Annotated in this window: 18 protein-coding genes; 9 read left to right on the top strand and 9 right to left on the bottom strand. The window is 71.2% G+C overall.

Annotated elements, in window-relative coordinates; genetic code table 11:
• Positions 1 to 23: 23 nt before the first annotated feature.
• The 5 genes from MZC64_RS36625 (at position 24) to MZC64_RS36645 (ending at position 2874) form a co-directional block, all read left to right on the top strand.
• A complete protein-coding gene (locus MZC64_RS36625; protein ID WP_247760009.1) occupies positions 24 to 725 on the top strand; it encodes a GntR family transcriptional regulator in 702 nt (233 codons plus the stop codon).
• A gap of 119 nt (positions 726 to 844) precedes the next feature.
• Positions 845 to 1087 (top strand): hypothetical protein, encoded by a 243-nt coding sequence (locus MZC64_RS36630; protein ID WP_247760002.1) that lies wholly within the window; start codon positions 845 to 847, stop codon positions 1085 to 1087.
• 10 nt (positions 1088 to 1097) lie between these two features.
• A complete protein-coding gene (locus tag MZC64_RS36635; protein WP_247759997.1) occupies positions 1098 to 1499 on the top strand; it encodes a hypothetical protein in 402 nt (133 codons plus the stop codon).
• 95 nt (positions 1500 to 1594) lie between these two features.
• Positions 1595 to 2272 (top strand): thioredoxin domain-containing protein, encoded by a 678-nt coding sequence (locus tag MZC64_RS36640; protein ID WP_247759995.1) that lies wholly within the window; start codon positions 1595 to 1597, stop codon positions 2270 to 2272.
• Positions 2269 to 2874, top strand: a complete 606-nt coding sequence (locus tag MZC64_RS36645) for a vitamin K epoxide reductase family protein (RefSeq protein WP_247759990.1) — start codon at positions 2269 to 2271, stop codon at positions 2872 to 2874. The genes MZC64_RS36640 and MZC64_RS36645 overlap by 4 nt, the downstream gene beginning before the upstream one ends.
• A 95-nt stretch (positions 2875 to 2969) precedes the next feature.
• Here the strand turns inward: MZC64_RS36645 and MZC64_RS36650 are convergent, their stop codons facing one another.
• On the bottom strand, positions 2970 to 4505 hold the full coding sequence (locus MZC64_RS36650; RefSeq protein ID WP_247759982.1) for a hypothetical protein: 1536 nt from the start codon (positions 4503 to 4505) through the stop codon (positions 2970 to 2972).
• 31 nt (positions 4506 to 4536) lie between these two features.
• A complete protein-coding gene (locus MZC64_RS36655; protein WP_247759972.1) occupies positions 4537 to 5913 on the bottom strand; it encodes an LVIVD repeat-containing protein in 1377 nt (458 codons plus the stop codon).
• A gap of 47 nt (positions 5914 to 5960) precedes the next feature.
• On the opposite strand from MZC64_RS36655, the gene MZC64_RS36660 reads away from it, so the two are divergent.
• A complete protein-coding gene (locus tag MZC64_RS36660; RefSeq protein WP_247759970.1) occupies positions 5961 to 7490 on the top strand; it encodes an ABC transporter substrate-binding protein in 1530 nt (509 codons plus the stop codon).
• Positions 7491 to 7584: 94 nt separating this feature from the next.
• Here MZC64_RS36660 and MZC64_RS36665 read toward each other — a convergent pair whose 3' ends face one another.
• The 5 genes from MZC64_RS36665 to MZC64_RS36685 form a co-directional block, all read right to left on the bottom strand.
• Positions 7585 to 8523: a serine/threonine-protein kinase gene (locus MZC64_RS36665; RefSeq protein ID WP_247759960.1), complete on the bottom strand. Its 939-nt coding sequence runs from the start codon at positions 8521 to 8523 to the stop codon at positions 7585 to 7587.
• 140 nt (positions 8524 to 8663) lie between these two features.
• Complete coding sequence (locus MZC64_RS36670; RefSeq protein ID WP_247759959.1) at positions 8664 to 10118, bottom strand: cell wall metabolism sensor histidine kinase WalK; 1455 nt, start codon at positions 10116 to 10118, stop codon at positions 8664 to 8666.
• Positions 10115 to 10840: a response regulator transcription factor gene (locus tag MZC64_RS36675; protein ID WP_247759953.1), complete on the bottom strand. Its 726-nt coding sequence runs from the start codon at positions 10838 to 10840 to the stop codon at positions 10115 to 10117. The genes MZC64_RS36670 and MZC64_RS36675 overlap by 4 nt, the downstream gene beginning before the upstream one ends.
• Before the next feature lie 58 nt (positions 10841 to 10898).
• Positions 10899 to 12926 carry a glycosyltransferase family 39 protein gene (locus tag MZC64_RS36680; protein ID WP_247759948.1) on the bottom strand — a complete coding sequence of 676 codons (2028 nt, stop codon included), beginning with the start codon at positions 12924 to 12926 and terminating at the stop codon, positions 10899 to 10901.
• Positions 12923 to 14176 carry a bifunctional glycosyltransferase family 2/GtrA family protein gene (locus MZC64_RS36685; RefSeq protein WP_247760844.1) on the bottom strand — a complete coding sequence of 418 codons (1254 nt, stop codon included), beginning with the start codon at positions 14174 to 14176 and terminating at the stop codon, positions 12923 to 12925. The genes MZC64_RS36680 and MZC64_RS36685 overlap by 4 nt, the downstream gene beginning before the upstream one ends.
• Before the next feature lie 144 nt (positions 14177 to 14320).
• Here MZC64_RS36685 and lspA point away from each other — a divergent pair, with 144 nt between their 5' ends.
• Positions 14321 to 14866, top strand: a complete 546-nt coding sequence (lspA, locus tag MZC64_RS36690) for a signal peptidase II (protein ID WP_247759947.1) — start codon at positions 14321 to 14323, stop codon at positions 14864 to 14866.
• A gap of 1 nt (position 14867) precedes the next feature.
• Here the strand turns inward: lspA and MZC64_RS36695 are convergent, their stop codons facing one another.
• Positions 14868 to 16112 carry an ROK family protein gene (locus MZC64_RS36695; protein WP_247759940.1) on the bottom strand — a complete coding sequence of 415 codons (1245 nt, stop codon included), beginning with the start codon at positions 16110 to 16112 and terminating at the stop codon, positions 14868 to 14870.
• Positions 16113 to 16167: 55 nt separating this feature from the next.
• Here MZC64_RS36695 and MZC64_RS36700 point away from each other — a divergent pair, with 55 nt between their 5' ends.
• Both MZC64_RS36700 and MZC64_RS36705 read left to right on the top strand, forming a co-directional pair.
• Entirely contained in the window at positions 16168 to 17232 is a 1065-nt protein-coding gene (locus MZC64_RS36700) for a Gfo/Idh/MocA family oxidoreductase (protein ID WP_247759938.1), read from the top strand.
• Positions 17229 to 17717, top strand: coding sequence for a heme-degrading domain-containing protein (locus MZC64_RS36705; RefSeq protein ID WP_247759937.1), 489 nt, complete (start codon positions 17229 to 17231; stop codon positions 17715 to 17717). Before MZC64_RS36700 ends, MZC64_RS36705 begins: the two co-directional genes overlap by 4 nt.
• A gap of 169 nt (positions 17718 to 17886) precedes the next feature.
• Here the strand turns inward: MZC64_RS36705 and MZC64_RS36710 are convergent, their stop codons facing one another.
• Positions 17887 to 18906, bottom strand: coding sequence for an LLM class flavin-dependent oxidoreductase (locus MZC64_RS36710; RefSeq protein WP_247759935.1), 1020 nt, complete (start codon positions 18904 to 18906; stop codon positions 17887 to 17889).
• Positions 18907 to 18980 lie beyond the last annotated feature (74 nt).

Below are 18980 nucleotides of genomic sequence, written 5' to 3' on the forward strand. Positions count from 1 at the left end.
ACAGGGTCACTCAGGACAGCCGAATGTTAACATTCAGACAATCTGCTGACCTGCTGCTGGAGGCCAAGGTGACCGACACCACGCCGCTGCGTCCCGCCGACCGCCGCGGCCTGGCCGACGAGGTCGCCGACCGCATCCGCGCCGCGATCTTCGACGGCGCCTTCCCACCCGGCGCGCCCCTGCGCGAGGTCGACCTGGCCGCCCGCCTGGAGGTCAGCCGCGGCCCGATCCGGGAGGCCCTGGCCAAACTGGAACGCGAGGGCCTGGTCCGCACCCAGTGGCACCGCGGCGCCACCGTCACCACCCTGTCCGCCGAGGACGCCGAGGAGCTGTACACCCTGCGCGAGGCCCTGGAACGCCTGGCCGTGGCCCGCTTCCACAGTCACGCCACCCCGGCCGACCTGGCGGCCCTGGCGGAGATCGTGGACCGGATGCACACCGCCGCCACCGAGCACGACCTGCTGCGCCTGGACCTGGAGTTCCACGACACGGTCTACGCCGCCACCCGCCACGACCGGCTGAACCAGGCCTGGTCGGCCATCCGCGCCCAGATCATCCTGTTCCTGCTCAGCCGGATCGCGATCAGCACCGACTACCGCCACCAGGTCCCCGGCGAGCACCGGTCGCTGGTGGCGGCGTTGCGGGCGGGGGATCCCCGGCACAGCACGGAGTTGTTCGTGGCGCACCTGCGACTGGCCTACGACCGGCTGTCCGGCACTTTCTGAGGCAACCTCCAACCCCGTCCGGCATCTTTAAGGAAGGAACATTGCCAATCGAGGGGAGAACGACGTTGGCGGTTCAGCGGAGTAATCCGGGGTGCTGGGGTCTGTTCACGGTGGGCGCGGTGGGGCTGCTGGCGATCCCGCTGGGTATCGGGGCCGCGGTCGGCGCCGAGCCGAGAATCGTTGCCGGGCAGCTGATCGCGGCCCCGGCCGGGAAGCAGGAGCCGGACTCCTTGCAGCTCTCCCTCCGGCACGAGTTCGGGAGCCTGCGACTCGCGAACCGGTCACAGACGTTCGGCGCGACGCCGGAGCGGGCCGGCGCTTGTCCGGGCAACGCGCGGTTGGCGATCTGCTCGTTCCAGTAGCCTGAACGGCGTGTTCGGCGGACGGCGAGGGATCTTCACGCGAGCGGGTCTCGCGCGGGCTCTCGCCGTCCTCGGCCTGCTGATCGGCCTGGTCCTGACCCAGGAGGCCGCGCACGCCGACGATCCGAGCACCCCCGGCTGCCATTCGCTGTACTCGGTCGCGTTGCTGGTCGCCGACCACTGCGTGCCCGGCCAGCCGGGGCAGGCCGCGCCGCAACACGGTCCGGACCAGCCCGCTGACCTGCTCGGCGCCTGCCTGGCGTTGCTGGTGGCCGTGTTGCTCGTGCTGGCCGCCCTGCCCGGCCCACGGACGTTGATCACCGTGCTCGCCCAGTTCCGCGCACCGCGACCACCCACCGGGCGTCGTCGCTCCGCACCCAGCCTCGCCCAGCTCTGCGTGCTGCGCACGTAGGCCGATCCGCCCGCCCCGCCACGAGGTCGCGCTGACCTCGTGCGCCCGCGCGCGTTCGCGCCTGCCCGCATCCACCCAGAGTTCAGGGGATACCCATGTCTGCCAATGCCAGGATCTCGCTCGTCGTCATCGCGGTGGTCGCCGCGGTGGTCACCGCCTTGTTCGTGTTCAACCGGCCCAACACCCCGGCGCCCGCCGCGCAACCCGGTCCATCGGGCGCGCCCAGCACCGCGCCTGCCGAGGTGCTCGTCCGGCCGGACAGCCACAAGCTCTCCACCGCGCCCGACGGCAAGGTCACCGTGGTGGAGTTCCTCGACCTGGAGTGCGAGGCATGCCGGGCGGCCTACCCCGGTGTGGAGAAACTGCGCGCGGAGTACGCGGGCAAGGTCACCTTCGTGCTGCGCTACTTCCCGATCCCCAGTCACCGCAACGCCGAACTCGCCGCCCGCGCGGTGGAGGCCGCGGGCAAGCAGGGCAAGCTGGAGCCGATGTACCAGGGGCTTTATGAGACCCAGCAGCAGTGGGGTGAGCAGCAGACCGAACAGCGTCCGGCCTTCCTCGACCTCGCCCGCCGGATCGGCCTGGACCTGCCGGCCTTCGAGCGCGATCTGGACGACCCGGCCACCCTGGCCCGGGTGCTGGCCGACCGCACCGACGGCGTCACCCTCGGCGTGCAGGGCACCCCGACCTTCTTCGTCAACGGCGCCAAGTACACCGGCCGACCCAGCTACGAGGGTCTGAAGTCCGCCATCGACGCGGCACTGGCGAAGTGAGCACCGGTGTGGCGGAGCGGGCCCCGTTCCCGCTCCGCCTGCTGCCCTGGCTGCTGACCGCGGGCGGCCTGCTCGGCCTGGCCGCGGCCTTCACGCTGACCGTGGAGAAGATCGTGCTGCTGCGCGATCCGGGCTACCTGCCCAGTTGCAGCATCGACCCGATCCTCAGCTGCGGTTCGGTGATGCGCACCGCCCAGGCCGAGGTCTTCGGCTTCCCCAACCCGCTGCTCGGCGTGGCCGGGTTCGCCGCGATCAGCACCATCGGCGCGGCCCTGCTGGCCGGCGCCCGGTTCCGGCGCTGGTTCTGGCTGGGGGTGCAGGCCGGGGTCACCTTCGGGGTGATCTTCGTGCACTGGCTGATTTTCCAGAGCCTGTACCGGATCGGCGCGCTGTGCCCGTACTGCCTGGTGGTGTGGGCGGTGACGATCCCGATCTTCCTCTACGTCACGCTGCACAACCTGCACCACGGCCACCTGCCGTCCCCGGCAGGGGTGCGGCGGACCCTGCTCACCTTCCACACCGTGGTGCTCACCGGCTGGTTCACCCTGATCCTGGCCGGGGTGCTGCAGGCGTTCTGGACCTACTGGAGCACCGTGTTCTAGGCCCACCGCCGTCGAGTTGGCCCAAGCAGTACGCCCAGATGGGCCAACTACCCGTACGACTTGGGCCAACTCGACGTTGGGTGGGTTACGGACACCTACGCCCGCATGATGATCACGTCGCCGTGTCCGCCGTAGCCCAGCACCGGTTCGGCGTACTGGGTGCCGTCGAAGGTGATCAGCAGCCAGTTCTTGCCCACCGGCACGATCTGCGGGTGCGGGATGTTGGTCTTGTACGGCGCGTCCAGGGTGCCCAGGAACCGCACGTCCAGGTCGTAGACCCGGTACTGCCGCCCGATCCCGTCGCTGGCCAGCAGGTACCACTGCCCGCCGACGCGCTGCAGGATGGTGCCCTCGCACTCCCGCACGGTGGCGTCCCGGCCGCGCAGGGTGAGGCGTTCGTGGTAGTCCGCGCCGCGCGGGGCCACGGCCAGTGCCGGGTGGAAGTTGAACGGGGTCTGGCTGGGGCTTTCCACGAAGCCGACGTGCCAGCGGCCGTCGATCTTGGTGATGGACGGGTCCCAGGAACTGACGTCGGTGGGCACGGCGAGCCGCTTGGTGGGCAGCACATGCACTCCGGCGAGCACGTTTGCCCTGGTCCGCAGGTGCCGGATGTGCACGCCGCGGAAGGCGAAATCGCCCCAGGAACTCATCGCCACGATGAACTCGTCGCCGTCCAGCACGATCTGCCCGGCGTGGTCGCCGACGATCACGCCGTCCTCGCGGCTGAAGTACAGCTGCGCGACCTGGGTGATCTTGCTCGGGTCCTTCAGGTCCAGGGTCCACACACCCCAGTGCGCCTGCTGGAAGAAGCCCAGCCCGGCGCAGGTGGCAGTCAGGTACAACTTGCCGTTGCGCACCAGGGGTTTCCCGTCCGGGGTCTGCACCGCGTGCAGGTCCCGGAGCCCGGCCTGTCCGAAGTACCCGGCCTGCACCCGGCCCAGCACCACCGGGCCGTCCCCGCCCGCCCCGTAGGCGTAGGAGAAGGTGCCCAGGGTGGCCGGGCGGCGCAGGTCGAGCTTGGCGGACACGCCGTCGCGCTCGCTGACCAGGGGCGCCCAGCCGGTGCCGGTGCCGGTGCTGTCGTGCAGTGCGGTGATCGCGTTCTCGTTGACCACGAAGGCGAACCGGAACGGCGCCCGCAACTTCGCCGCCGCCGATTTCACCACGGTGGTGGTCCCGTTGACGGTGACCTCGATGCTGGCGGTGCCGGTGGCCGCGTCGTAGCGGGCGAGCACCCGGTTGGCCGAGTTGGCGGCCAGCCCGGCCACCACCGAGGCGCCCGGGGCCAGTTCGGTGACCTCCACCAGCACCGAGGCGAACGGCGCGCGCGGGCTGATCCCGGTGCGCACCAGGAAGTCCCCACTGGTCCTGGGCAGTGGCGGCGCGGCCGTGTCGTACTGCTCGAACCCGGGCGCCAGCAGCGCGAACGGCCGGAACTGCTCGGCGATCCGGAACCGCAGGTCCATCGGCGTGATCCCGGCCGCCTCGGCCAGCGCGGTCTCCGCCGGGGTGACCTCGGCGGCCGTCGCGGTGCCGGTGCCCACGCCCACCATGGCGGCCGCGCCCAGCGCGCCCAGCCCGGTGAGCAGGTGTCTGCGGTCGATACCGCGTGGCGACTCGGGAATCGTCATTGTTTCCCCCCAGGTTCTCGGGCCGGCGGAACTACTTCGTGAGCTTGAGGATGTCGATGCCGCGCTTGTTGTCCGCCACGTAGGTCAGGCCACGGTGCCACGCAGGTTCCCACGACGCGGCGTCGGCCGGCCGGAAGTAACCGACCTGTGTCGGGTTGGTCGGATCGCTGACATCGATGAACCGGGTGCCCTGGGCGTAGAAGGACTGCACCAGGATGTTGCCGCGGATGTCGAAGTAGTGCGCCGAACAGTCCCCGCTGTCCGGGTTGCTGCCCTCCTGACCGGCCACGCTCCAGGTGCCCACGGTGTTGAGCCGGAACGGTTTCTCCTTGCTGGAGCGCCAGCCCTGGCCGCCGTAGGAGCCCTTGAGCGAGGAGATCACCAGCACGCCGTCGGCGGCGCAGCCAGGGTTGAACGCCTCCTCGGTGGCGAAGAGCAGATCGCCGCCGCCCCAGTGCCACGGGTTCGCGCCGTCCCCGGCCCGCCGGCCGACCTGGCGGTAGCTGTTGTGCATGAACTTGGAGGCCGCGGCCAGCTCGTCGATGCCGCCGCCTGCGTAGGGGATCGGGTCCCACGGGGTGGCCTTGCGGATCCGGTTGGCCACCGGGTCCCAGTGCCAGCCGCCGGTCCGGTACCCGCGCACGCCGCCCCGGCCCGCGGCCCAGGCGATACCGGTGGCGTCGACCTGGACGTCGTGCACGTAGTCGGTCTTGCCGTCGTTGCGGCCGGTGTCGATGGGCTTGGTGAAGACCTTGGGGTTGCGCGGATCCCGGATGTCGGTCACCCACACCGGGCGGCCGCCCCAGTCGGCTGGCATGTCCGCGGCCTTGGCCGGGCCGCCGGTCCACAGGTAGCGGCAGTCCTCGATGCAGCTCGTGGTGTGCCCGGCGGGCAACTCGACGAAGCTGAGCACGGTGAGCTTGGCCGGGTCCTTGGCGTCGACGATGTACACGCCGGACTTGCCGGTCTGCACGTTGCCGCCGAAGGCCCTGGGGTCCCTGGCCAGGAAGACCAGCTTGCGCTTGGGGTCGACCTCGGTGTCCTCGGTCTCCCACAGGCCGGGCATGGACAGCTCGCCGATCTGCACCGGCTTGGCGGGGTCCTTGCTGATGTCGTAGGACTTCAGCCCGAACTGCCCGGAGACCAGCAGCACGTCCTGCCGGCCGTACTGCAGGAAGTCCAGCGCGATCGCGCCCTGCGCGCCCGGCACCGAGCCGACCAGTTCGACGTTCTTGACCGCGCCGGTGTCCTTGCCGCTCTTGCCGTGCGCGTGCCCGGCGGCCGCGGCGGCGGGCGCCTGGAACTCCGGTTGCTCCTCATCACAGGCCCACGCCGGCAACGCGGTGGCGGCCAGCGCCAGCGCGGTGATCATCGCGACCATCCCGGACCGTTTTCCTACCCGAGCCATAACGCCCTCCCGATCGTTCGGCCAGGAACAACCTAGGCTGGGATGCCGTGGGGGACAAGGCATCGACCGCTCGTCCCCAGAAGGAGGAAGCCCGGATGCGCCGCCGCAACACCCTGCTGATGGCCCTGGCGGTCAGCGGCCTGACCGCCTGCACCACCCCGGAGGCCCCGGCGCCCGCCCAACCCGGCACCTTCACCATGGCGGTCACCGAACCCGCCGCGCTGCTGCCAGGACAGGCGCTGGACCAGCCAGGCAAGCTGCTGGTCGGCGCGCTGTGGACACCGCTGATGACCGTCGACAACCCGGGCGCGGCCCCGGTCCCGGCGGCCGCGGAGAAGGTCGAGAGTCCCGACCAACGACGCTGGACGATCCGCCTCCGGCCGGGCTGGCGCTTCCACGACAACACCCCGGTCACCGCCCGCTCCTACGCCCAGACCTGGGCGATGGCCAGACAACAGCGCTGGGCCGCCGCGGGCCTGCTGGACCAGCTCCAGGTCCAGGAGGTGGCCACCCCGGACGACCTGACCGTCGAGGTCACCCTGGCCGCCGCCCAGCGCCACTTCCCGGTCGCGCTCACCAGCACCCTGCTCGCCCCGCTGTCCGAACAGGCCCTGACCCGCCGGGACTGGAAAACCCTGATCGGCAACGGCCCCTACCGCGCCGAAGGCCAGTGGTCCCAGGGCATCCGGCTGACCGCCAACCCGGCCTACGCCGGTGCCACCAAGGCCAAGTCCGAGGCGATCAAGGTCGTGGTCGCCACCGCCGAAGCCCAGTACGCCCAGCTCACCGCGGGCGGGATCGACCTGGCCACCGAGATCCCCGCCGCCGAACACGGCAAACTGACCAGCCAGTTCGCCAACCGCAGCACCACCTGGCCGCAACCGGAGGCCACCTACCTGGCCTTCCCGGCCCGCCCCGAGTACGCCGACCCGGCTCGCCGACACGCCCTGTCCATGGCCGTCGACCGCGAGGCCCTGGCCACCGGCCCCCTCTCCCACCGGGTCACCCCGGCCACCGCGCTGCTGCCCGCGGCCCTGGGCGCCGACCGCAAGGACTCCGCCTGCCGGCCCTGCGTGCACGACGTCCAGGCCGCCGCCCTGCTGGCCCGGCAGAGCGAGCTGCCCAAGAACCTCACCGTGTACTTCAACCAGGACACCGATCAGCGCACCTGGATCGAACCCCTGGCCGCCCAGCTCCGCCTGTCCCTCAACGCCGAGGCCATCACCACCAAGGGCCTGCCCGCCGCCGAGTACACCGACCGGCTCGACCACCACCGCTTCGACGGCCCCTACCTGCTCACCGCCCACGCCACCTACCCCCACCCGACCGCCCTGCTGTCCAGGCTGGCCACCCAGGTCGGCTTCACCCACCCGAGTTTCGCCGAACTCCTGGCCGGCGCGGACACCTCGGAGGCGGCCGACCGGGACCTGCGGCTGGCGGAGAACATCGCCCTGCGCGAGCTGCCACTGGCGCCGTTGTGGTCGCCGCACGGCCACCTGTACTGGTCCACCCGGCTGGCCGACGTCACCCCGGACCCGGTCACCGGCCTCCGCCTGGCGGGCATCCGCGCAGGCTGAGCAGCCCGCCGCCCCGTACCACTTGGGCCAACTGGCACGCCCACTTGGGCCAACCCGGCGTACCAGTTGGCCCAAGTCGCCGGGTGGGTTGGGGTCAGGGCGTCAGGGACAGGTAGACCAGGATGGCCACGCTCAGCGCGAGCATCGTCATGCCCGCGAACAGCAGCCGCGTCCGACGCGGCGGCGGCGCGGTGGTCGGCTTCCGCGGGGGTGGCGAGCCGGCCCGCCCGGCCATGATCCGGCCGAGCTGTTCGCGCAGCTGGTCCGGTCCTGGCCGGTCCACCGGATTCCGCCGCAACAGCGCCGACACCACCGGCCCCAGCACCCCGGCCCGCGAGGTCGTCGGCGGTTCCGCGGTGATCGTCGCGGTCAGCGTGGCGGCCGCGCTTTCCCGCGCGTACGGCGCTTTGCCCTCCACCGCCGTGTACAGCGTCGCGCCCAGCGACCAGAAGTCCGAGGCGGGCCGGGGGAGTTGGCCCTTCAGCCGCTCCGGCGCGATGTAGCCGGGCGAGCCGTGCAGCGCGCCGGTGGTGGCCGCGGTTTCCGCCTCGGTCAGCCGGGCCACCCCGAAATCGGTCAGGAAGATCTGGCCGTCGTCGGCGATCAGGATGTTCGCCGGTTTCACGTCCCGGTGCAGAATCCCGCGGTGGTGCGCGTTGTCCAGGGCCTCCACCACCGCCAGTCCGATCCGGGCGACCAGCATCGGCGGCAATGCGCCGTCCTCATCGACCACCTGTTGCAGTGATCGGCTCGGAATTTGTTCCATGACAATCCACGGCCTGCCGTCCGCACTCACCAGATCGTGGACCCGAACCACGTTCGGGTGGTCCAGTCGGGCGGCGCTGGTGGCCTCCCGGCGGATGCGTTCGTGGTGGGCGGCGGCGGTGGCGGCGGACCAGTCCGGCGGGGTGCGCAGTTCCTTGATCGCGACCTCGCGCTCCAGCACGGTGTCGAATCCGTACCAGACCACGCTCATCCCGCCCCGGGCCAGCTCACCGTCGAGCCGATAGCGGTCGGCGAGCAGGTAGTTCACGCGAGGGCTCGCTTTCTCAAAGCGGAGACAGCGCGTCCGAGTCTAGTCGCGATGTGCGAAAAGTCGGAAATCGAATACTGGTGGTAATGAGGTCACCTGATGGCATTTTCCCGGATGGGTTAATTTTTGCCAGTGAGTATTTATGCGAGTGGCAGCAGTACCCGGAATCGGGAGCCGTGGCCGGTGTGCAGCTCGACCCGCCCGCCGTGCGCGTGCACGATCGCCGCGGTGATCGCCAGCCCCAGCCCCGAACCGCCCCTGGCCCGGCTGCGCCCCGGATCGGCCCGGTAGAACCGGTCGAAGACGTGCGGCGCGTGCTCCGGCGGGATGCCCGGCCCGTCGTCGGCCACCTCCAGCACCGCCACCTCGCCTCCGGTCGGCGGCGCGGTCCCGGCCGCCGCCGCGGGCGCGGACCGTTGGGCCGCGGCGGATTCCCTGGTCAGGGTGATCCGCACCGGGGTGCCCGGCGGGGTGTGCCGCAGCGCGTTGGTCACCAGGTTGGCCAGCACCTGGCGCAGCCGGTACTCATCGCCCAGCACCCGCACCGGACCGTCCTTGGCCACCAGGGTGACCTTGCGGTCGGGGTCGTGCGCCCGCGCGTCGTGCGCGGCGTCCCCGGCCAGCACCAGCAGGTCCTGCTCGGCGAAGTCGAAGTGCCGCTGCTGATCGAGCTGGGCGAGCAGCAGCAGGTCGTCGACCAGCAGGCCCATCCGGCTGGCCTCGGCCTCGATCCGGCTCATGATCCGGTCCACGTCCGCGCGTTCCGGCGCGCCACCCTTGCGGTACAGCTCGGCGAAACCGCGGATCGAGGTCAGCGGGGTGCGCAGCTCGTGCGAGGCGTCCCCGACGAACAACCGCAGCCTGCCCTCGGACTGCTCGCGTTCGCGCAGCGCGTCGCCGAGCCGGCCGAGCATCACGTTCAGCGCCGCGCCCAGCCGTCCGGTCTCGGTGCGCGGATCGCTGTCCGGCACCCGCCGGTCGATCTCGCCGCCCGCGATGCCCTGCGCGGTCTGCTCGATCCGGTTCAGCGGCCGCAACCCGATGCGCACCACCGCGGTCGCCGCCGCGGCCATCAGCCCCAGCACCAGCACGCCGACCACCAGTTCGATCACCAGCAGCTGGTTGAGCGTGGCGTCCAGCCCGGCCAGCGAATGCGCGGTGACCACGGTGTCCCCGGTGGGGGTCACCATCACCCGCACCCGCCAGTCGCTGCCACCGGCCTTGCCCGCCACCACGAACGGCCGGTCGGTCCGGCGTTGCAACTCGGCGCGGTCCAGACCCGACAGATCGGGTCCGCTGAGGTCGCCTGGCAGGTTGCCCAGGGTGTCCCGCAGATCGCCGCCCGCGCTGAAGAACAGCACCCTGGCCTCGGTGGGCAGCTGCCGTTCCGGCCTGCCGTCCGTCGGCCGGTTGCGCGGTGGCGGGCGGTCGTTGCTGAACGGCCGGGCCAGCCCCTGCAACTGTTCGTCCACTTTGGACATCAAGGAGCGGGCGAGCAGGAGCTGACTGGACACCGCGACCACCGCCAGCCCCAGCCCGGACAACAGCAGCATGGTCACCAGCAGCCGGGTGCGCAGGGTCAGTGGCCGCCTCATCGCGCGCCGGACCTGGGCAGCCGCAGGGTGTAGCCGACGCCGCGGATGGTGTGGATCAACGGCGGATCGCAGAAGTCCAGCTTGCGCCGCAGGTAGCTGATGTAGGACTCGACGATCCGGCCGTCCCCGTCGAAGTCGTAGCTCCACACCCGGTCCAGGATCTGCGCCTTGCTGACCACCTTCTCCGCGTTGGTGATCAGGTAGCGGAGCAGGTTGAACTCGGTGGGGGACAACGTGATCAGCGTCCCGGCCCGGCGTACCTCGTGCGCGTCCTCGTCCAGCTCCACATCGGCGTAACGCAGTTTCCCGTTCACCCCGGCCGGTTCGGCCACCGCCCTGGTGCGCCGCAGGATCGCCCGCAACCGCAGCACGACCTCCTCCAGGCTGAACGGTTTGGTCACGTAGTCATCGCCGCCCGCGGTGAGCCCGGCGATCCGGTCGGCCACCCCGTCCCGCGCGGTCAGGAACAGCACCGGCAGCTGTTCCTGGGCCGCCCGCATCCGCCTGGCCAGGGTGAACCCGTCCTGATCGGGCAGCATCACGTCCAGGATCACGATGTCCGGCACCACCTCGCGCGCCACGGTCAGCGCCCTGGCCCCGGTGTCCGCGGCGTGCACCTCGAACCCGCTCAGCCGCAACGCGGCCGAGAGCAGCTCCAGGATGTTGGGCTCGTCGTCGACGACGAGCACCCGGGCCGGGCGGGAGGAGTCAGCGGCGTCCACACCACCAGTCTTCCCGCCCAACCTGGGAGTTTCCTGGGAGCTTGCTGGATGGCCCCGATCAGGTGAGGCAGGAGTACAGCTTCGGCCCGGTGGCCGTCCCGCCGTACGCACCCGGATCCACCAGCTTGCAGTTCTGCTCGATCCAGGTGGCCCGCCCGGTCGCGCCACCCCGGCCACCCCGGCCGCCGGGACCCTCGCTGAGCACAAACGCGAGCTTGCCCTCGGCCTTCCACCGGGTCAGCTGATCGACGCTGGGCGCGGGATCCCCACCGGAGAACCCACCCATGCCGATCACGGTGACCTCGCTGTTGATCAGGAACGCGGACGCGCCCATCGACCCGCCCTCCACCGCCAGCACGATCTGCGCGCCGCGGGAGTGGGCGTTGGCGTAGTCGAGGATCTTCCGCTGCTCCGCGGTCAACTCGGTGCCGCGCCCGCCGAACCCGCCGCCAGTGCCCAGCCGCAGTCCGCCACCGGGCGGCGGACCGCCATTCGGCACCTGCGCACCGCCCTGCGGGCCACCGGGTGGCTGGCCGCCCCCTGACGCGCCGCCCGGCGCCTGCCCACCCGGCCCCAGCCGCAGCCCATCCCGGCCACTCATCCCGGCCGTGGCCGGTCCCGCGGTCGGATTGGTCCCGTTCATCGCCCCGGCCGTGCCCGCGAACGCCTTCTCCGCCGACCACACCGCGGGTGTCAGCAACAACCCGGCCACCGCCGCGACCGCGCCCAGCCGCCGCACCAGCACACCCCGCGGCAGCCGCCCGATCACCAGTGCCAGCACCGCGAACCCGCCGATGCCCGCCACCGCCCACCGGGTCCACCCCTGCCAGCCGGTGTCCCGTGAGGTCAGCGCGAACGCCCAGACCGCGGTCCCGGCCACCGCCCACGGCAGCAACAACCACAGGAACCCCGGAGCCCGGTACCGCTGCCACAACTCCCGCGCGCCCGCCGCCGACACCGCCGCCACCGCGGGCGCCAGCATCGTGGTGTAGTACGGGTGGAAGATCCCCTCGGCGAAGCTGAACACCGCCCCGGTGACCAGCAACCAGCCACCCCACAGCACCCAGCCCGCGCGGACCTGCCCGCTCACCCCGCGCCGGAACACCGTCACCGCGACCACAATCAGCACCACCGCGCACAACGGCAGCAGCCAGCTGATCTGCCCGCCGTTCTGCTCGTTGAACATCCGCAACGGCCCGGCCGTGCCACCGAACCCACCGCCACCCATCATGCCGCTGGGCGCCTCAACCCCCGGTGGCGGCGTGCCGCCGCCCGGTCCGCCGCCGGCGCCACGGCCGAAGATCCGCCCCAAACCGTTGTACCCCAGCACCAGATCCAGCGCGGACCCGTCCGTCGACCCGCCGATGTAGGGCTTCTCGCCCGGCCACAGGTCCACCACCGCGACCCACCAGAACGACGAGACGACCAGCATTCCCGCCGCCGCAACAAGATCCGCGATCCGTCGCCGCACCGTGCCGATCCCGGCGACCAGGTACGCGGCCAGGAACACCGGCACCACGATCCACGCCTGCAACATCTTGGTCAGGAACCCGCAGCCGATCAGGAAGGCCGCCAGCAGCAGCCACCGGGTCGTGCTGCCGGCCGGGATTCCGTGCTGCACCGCCCTGGTGAGCGCGTAGGCCGCGGCCACCAGCAACAGCACCAGCAGGGTGTCCGGGTTGTTGTCCTGGTTGATCGCCACCGTGATCGGCGTCAGCGCGAACACCAGCGCCGCCAGCAGTGCGACATGCTCACCCGCCCAGTGTCGCACCGTGCGGTGCAACAGGAACACCGCCGCCACCCCGGCGATCACCTGCGGCAGCAACACCGCCCAGCCACTGTAACCGAAAATCCACACCGACAGCACCTGCGGCCACAGGCCCATCGGCGGCTTGTCCACGGTGACGACCCCGGCCGGATCGAAGGAGGCGAACAGGAAATGGGTGAAGCTCTGCGACATCGACTTCACCGCGGCCGAGTAGTACGCGTTGCCCCAGCCCGCCGAGCCGAGCGTCCAGCCGTAGAGCACGGCGGCGAGCACACAGATCGCGAGCAACGCCCACGGTCGCCAACGAGTCCTGGTCATGCGGATTTCTCCTTGCCATTACGGAAGATCCAGCTGCGCAGCACCACGAACCGGGCCGCCGTGCCCAGCACCGAGGAGGCCAGCAACACGCTGATCTCCAGCCAGCGCGAAGGATCCGGGTCGGCGGCGTGCAGCGCGAGCAGCGCGCCCGAGGTGAGCGCGTAGTACAACGCGAAGACCAGCAGCCCCTGCAGGTGCACCCGGCGTTTCGACCCGCTCCAGCCGAGGAAGGTGAACCGCCGGTTGGCCTCGGTGTTCAGGATGGTGGTCAGGGTGAGCGCGAACAGGTTGGCCGGCAACGGATCCAGCCAGCCGCGGAACAACGCGTACAGCGCCGCGGTGGCCACAGTGGACAGTGCGCCGATCAGCCCGAAGGACACCAGTTGCCACAGCAACCCGCCGTCCCGCCGCCCGAGCACCGCGTCCGGGTGGACCGGCGCCGGTGCGGGCCGCTGGGGCAGGTTGTCCACGGTGGCTGTTCCCCTCGCCTTGGCCCGTGCCACCCGGAGCAGCCCGCGCACGTCCTCCCAGGCCGTCTTCGCGATCCGCACCCGGCTGTCGGTGTCCTCCACCCAGTCCACCGGCACCTCGTGCACCCGCAACCCGTTGTGCTCGGCCAGCAACAGCAGTTCGGTGTCGAAGAACCAGGAGTTGTCCGCGACCTTGTCCAGCAGCGGCCGGATCACCTCGGCCCGCGCCGCCTTGAACCCGCACTGCGCGTCGGAGAACCGGGCGCCATGCGCGAGCCGGATCAGCGAGTTGTAGCCGCGCGAGATCAATTCCCGTTGTGGCCCGCGCACCGTGCGCGATCCCGCCGCCAGTCGCGAGCCGATGGCCAGGTCGGAGTGCCCGTTCACCAGCGGCGCGACCAGCGGCAGCAGCGCGTCCAGGCCGGTGGAGAGGTCCACGTCCATGTAGACCACCACATCGGCGTCGCTCCAGCCCCACGCGGTGCGCAGTGCCAGCCCGCGGCCCTTCTCCTCCAGTCGCAGCACCCGGATCCGCGCGGATGCCTCGGCCAGCCGCCTGGCCACGGTGAGGGTGCCGTCGGTGCTGGCGTTGTCGGCCACGGTGATGGTCCAGTCGAACGGGAAGTGCGCGCTCAGGTAGGCGTGCAGCACGTGCAGGCAGCCGGGTAACGCCTTCTCCTCGTTGAACACCGGCACCACGATGTCCACGCTCGCGGTCCGTTGCCGCGCCGGACGTTCAGCACGGGGTCCGGCGCCCCTGGTCACGGCCGCACCACCCATGTTGATCACCAACCCTCCACGCCACGGCCGCGTTTCTCGCGACCGGTGTCAGGTATGGCCGCCGGATGTGCGAGAACCCTGGACCGGGCCTGGGAGACAGCTGGGAGCGGCGGAGTTCGATCGATCGGCTTACCCTGTCGGGTGATGAGCACCGAGACCACGCCCGCGAACCCCGCCGCGCCCCGCCGTCTGCCGCTGATCCTGCTGGTGGCCGCGGTGCTGCTGGTGCTGGACCAGCTCACCAAGCTGTGGGCGGTGGACGCGCTCACCGGCCAGGCCCCGATCCCGGTGATCGGGGAGTTCATCCGCTTCCGGCTGCTCTACAACCCGGGCGCGGCCTTCTCCCTGGGCGCCGAGTCGACCTGGGTCTTCGCCATCCTCAGCGGCGTGGCGGTGATCGCGCTGGTGTGGATCGCGCTGCGAGTCCGCTCCACCGGCTGGGCGCTGGCGCTGGGCCTGCTGCTCGGCGGCGCGAGCACACACCTGCTGGACCGGCTCTTCCGCGACCCCGGGTTCGCCCGCGGCCACGTGGTCGACTTCATCGACTACAACGGCTGGTTCGTCGGCAACGTCGCCGACATCGCGTTGTTCTTCGGCGCGGTCGCGCTGCTGGTGCTCAGCTTCCGCGGGATCAACCTGGACGGCAGCCGGGAGAGCGACAAGAAGGCCGAGGACGCCGCGGCCGAGTAGCTCAGCCGCGGCGCGCCTGGCCGAGCTGCTGTCGCCCGTAGAAGGTGGACAGCAGCAACATCGCCGCCCCCGCCGCGACCAGGTCCTCCGCCAGATCGGACACGCTGACCTTGACCGGCTGCCACTCGGGCGAGCGGATCTGGGTGCGCAACGCGCGCTCGATCTCTCGCACGTAATATTCCCGGCCCGCCTCCACCGCGCGCCCGGCCAGCACCACCTGGTCGATGTCGAGGAGGTTCACCAGGTCCGCGATGGCGCCGCCGAGCAGCCGGGCTGCCCTGGTCAGCTCGGCCCGTGCCACCGAGTCGCCGGCCGCCGCGTCCGCGCACAGCCGCTGGAACTCCGGCAGCACCTCGGGGTTTATCGGCGAGGGCGGCCCGCCGGTGCCGCGCCTGCGACGGACCCTGGCCAGCACGGTGGAGGGGGAGCAGAGCACCTCCACGCAGCCGCGCCGCCCGCACGCGCAGTGCGGTCCGGTGGCCTGCAGGGTGGTGTGCCCGAACTCGCCGGCGTTGGTCCGGCTGCCGCGGTGCACCACGCCGTTGAGCACCAGTCCGGCGCCGATGCCGGTGCCGATGTAGACCAGCGCGGCCTCGGCCAGGCCCTCCGCGCGCCAGCCCTCGGCCACGATCGCGGTGTTGGTGTCCTTGTCCAGGATCACCGGCAGCCCGGTCAGCCGGGCCACCCGGTCGCGCAGCGGCACGTCCACCCAGCCCGGCAGGTGGGTGGCCTGGTGCACGACCCCGGCGTGGTGGTCCAGCGGGCCTGGGCAGCCGATGCCCAGGCCGAGCAGTCGTTCCTGGGGCACCGAACCGCTGTTGACGATGCTCAGCGCGTGCTGGGCGAGCAGCGGGATCACCACGTCCGGCGTGGGTTCGGCCGGCATCGGCACCCGGCGGCGTTCCAGCACCGTGCCGGCCAGGTCGACCAGCACGAACCGCAGCTCGTCCCGGTCCACGTGCGCGCCGAGGGCGAACCGGGCCTCGGGCAGCAGCCGTAGCAGCGTGCGTGGTTTGCCCACGGTCGGCGCGGCCTGACCGGACTCGGCGACCAGGCCCTCCTCCATCAGCCTGCCCACGATCTTGGACACCGCCTGCGCGGTCAGCCCGGTGCGCTGGGCGATCTCCACCCGGCTCAGGCCCTCGGTGCCGCGGATGAGGTCGAGCACGAGCGTGCTGTTGTGTCCGCGCAGCGCGCGGAGGTTGGCGCCGCTCGCAGGCGGTCGCGGGGTCGACGGTTCGGACATCAGTTTCAGATCATGACACCTTGCCGTTAATCAACAGTGTTGTTTTAATCAGGTTATGGTCTCCACAGACGACTTGCGTGTCGGGGTGCTGGGCTACGGCATCGCAGGCGCCGTTTTCCACGCCCCACTCATCGCCGCCACCCCCGGTCTGCGGCTGAGCGCCGTGGTCACCGCCAACCCGGAACGCCAGTCCGCACTGCGTGCCCGGCATCCGGAAGCCCGGGTGCTCACCTCCGCCGAGGACCTCTTCGCCGCCAGGGACGAGTTCGACCTGGTGGTCGTGGCCACGCCCAACCGCACCCACGTGCCGCTCACCCTGACCGCGATCGAGGCCGGCCTGCCGGTGGTGGTGGACAAGCCGTTCGCGCCCAGCGCCGAGCAGGCCCGGCTGCTCGCCACCCGCGCCGCGGCGGCCGGGGTGCCGCTCACCGTGTTCCAGAACCGCCGCTGGGACAACGACTTCCTGACCCTGCGCAAGCTCCTGGACCACGGGCGGCTGGGCCGGGTGCACCGGTTCGAGTCCCGGTTCGAGCGCTGGGCGCCGACCCCCTGGGACAACTGGCGCGAGCTGCCCGGCGCGGAGGAGGCCGGCGGCATCCTGTTCGACCTCGGCGCGCACCTCGTCGACCAGGCGCTCCAGCTTTTCGGGCCGGTGACCTCGGTGTATGCCGAAATGGGCCAGGTCCGCGCAGGCGTCCAGGTCGACGACGACGCCTTCGTCGCGCTGACCCACCAGGACGGGACCCGCTCGCACCTGTGGATGAGCGCACTGGCCGCGCAGCTCGGCCCGCGCTTCCGGGTGCTCGGCGACCAGGCCGGCTACACCAAGTTCGGCCTGGACCCGCAGGAGGACGCGATGGCCGCGGGCGGCCGGCCAGGATCACCGGGTTGGGGGACCGAAGTTCAGTCGGCCTGGGGACAGCTCGGCGTCGGCGCGGAGTCGGTCCCGCTGGAGACCGAGCCCGGCGCTTACCAGGACTTCTACGCCGCGGTGGTCGCGGCGCTGCGCGAGGACGCGCCGCTGCCGGTCCAGCCGGCCGAGGCGATCGCCGCACTGGAGATCATCGAGGCGGCCAAGCGGTCCGCCGAAACCCGCGAACCCGTGGTGGTGACCGCATGACCAGCCCCTGGACCCTGGATGAGCTGACCGAGCAGGAACTGGACCTCCAGTTCGACCGCTTCGACAACGACACCGCGTGGGAACTCGGCTCCCAGCTGGTGGCCGCGGCGCGGGCGGCCGGGCTGCCGGTGGTGGTGGCCATCCACCGCAACGGCCAGCGGCTCTTCCACGTCGCGCTGCCCGGCACCTCCGCGGACAACGACGCCTGGGTGGAACGCAAGGCCAGGGTGGTGGCCAGGTTCGGGCACAGCTCGTTCCTCATCGGCGAGCGCTGCCGGGCCAAGGGCAGCACCTTCGAGGAGACCATGCGGCTGGACCAGGACAGCTATGCCGCGCACGGCGGTTCGTTCCCGGTGACGGTGCGTGGTGTCGGCGTGGTGGGTTCGGTGACGGTGTCCGGACTGCCGCAGGTGGAAGACCATCGATTCGTGGTGGCCCAACTCACGGAGTACTCCCGACTGGCGAAAAGTACTCACTCCATGTGACTAGTAGAACGGCGTCCCATCCGTTCGATTGGAGGATGTGCTCCGCCGCGATCCGCGAGCTATAGTTACTGAGTCTCAGCGCGATGGTGGTTCACACCGCCAAGATCATGAGACCTTAGAGCCCCGAGGCCGGACCCCCAGCGGCCTCGGGGCTCTCTCTTGTCTCCGGTCAGCCCGCGATCTTGGCCACCAGCTCGTAGGACCGCAGCCGGTCGGCGTGCTCGGCCACCATGGTGGTCACCATCAGCTCGTCCGCCGCGGTCTCGGCCAGCAGCTTCTCCATCCCGGCGGCCACCTGCTCCGGCCCGCCGATGATCTGACTGGCCAGCCTGGCCTCCACGAACTCCCGCTCCATCGGCGAGTACGGATAGTCCGCGGCCTCCTGTGCGGTCGGGATCAGCCCGGGACGGTCACTGCGCAGCCGCAGGAAGGACAGCCCGCCCGGACCGGCCAGCCAGCGCGCCTGCTCATCGCTCTCGGCGGCGATCACCGAGGCGCAGACCATGGCGTAGGGGCGGTCCAGCTCGGCCGAGGGCCGGAAGTTGTCCCGGTAGAGCCGCAGCGCGGGCAGCGTGTTCTCCGCGCTGAAGTGGTGCGCGAAGGCGAACGGCAGCCCCATCAGCCCGGCCAGCTGGGCCGAGTAGCCACTGGAACCCAGCAGCCACAACGGCGGGCGGTTGCCCGGGGCGGGCACCGCGCGCACCGCGGGCTCCGGCGCACCAGGGCCGATCTCGTCGAAGTAGTGCGTCAGCTCGGTGAGCTGCTCGGGGAAGTCGTCGGCGGACAGCGGCGCGGTGGAGCGGCGCAGCGCGTGCGCGGTCCGCGGGTCGGTGCCCGGCGCGCGGCCGATGCCCAGGTCGATCCGGCCCGGGTAGAGCGCCTCCAGCATGCCGAACTGCTCGGCCACCACCAGCGGCGGGTGGTTGGGCAGCATCACCCCGCCGGAGCCCACCCGCAGGGTCTTGGTGACCGCGGCGACCTGGCCGATCAGCACCGCGGGCGCGCTGCTGGCCACCCCGGGCATGTTGTGGTGCTCGGCCAGCCAGAACCGGTGATAGCCCAGCTTCTCCGTCTGCGCGGCGAGGTCGAGGGTGTTGCGCAACGCGACCGAGGCGGAGGAGCCGTTGGTGACGGTCGCGAGGTCGAGCACGGACAGCGGAACAGAACGAGACAGGGCCATGTTCGACATAACGCGAACGAACCCCGGCTACTTCCCCGGTAATCGGTTCCCTTGGCGTATTTACAGTCACGCCCTGACTGTCT

The organism is Crossiella sp. S99.2 (assembly GCF_023094165.1).
Classification (GTDB): Bacteria; Actinomycetota; Actinomycetes; order Mycobacteriales; family Pseudonocardiaceae; genus Crossiella.